At 72.2% G+C, this 212-nt stretch carries 1 protein-coding gene; it reads right to left on the reverse strand.

What is annotated here, in order from left to right; all coding sequences use genetic code 11:
• On the reverse strand, nt 1-194 hold a 194-nt coding region (locus ACPXCS_RS39780; protein WP_425952390.1), incomplete at its 3' end, for a hypothetical protein.
• Nucleotides 195-212: the final 18 nt, after the last annotated feature.

A 212-nucleotide genomic window follows, 5' to 3' on the forward strand; every position in this document is an offset into this window, starting at 1 on the left:
CGGCGCGGGGACAGCCCCTCGAAGGCGGCCGTCCAGTCCACCGCGACACCACGCGCCCACGCCTCACCCAACGACACATACAGGCGATCCAGGCCGCCCTCGCCCCGCCGCAGGGAACCGACCACCACGGCATCGGCACCGGCCGCCTCCACGGTCTCCGCCACCGGCACGGTCAGCACCGGATGCGGACTCATCTCCAGAAACGCACCATG

This window comes from Streptomyces sp. DT190 (genome assembly GCF_049846985.1).
In the GTDB taxonomy this organism is placed as follows: Bacteria; Actinomycetota; Actinomycetes; order Streptomycetales; family Streptomycetaceae; genus Streptomyces.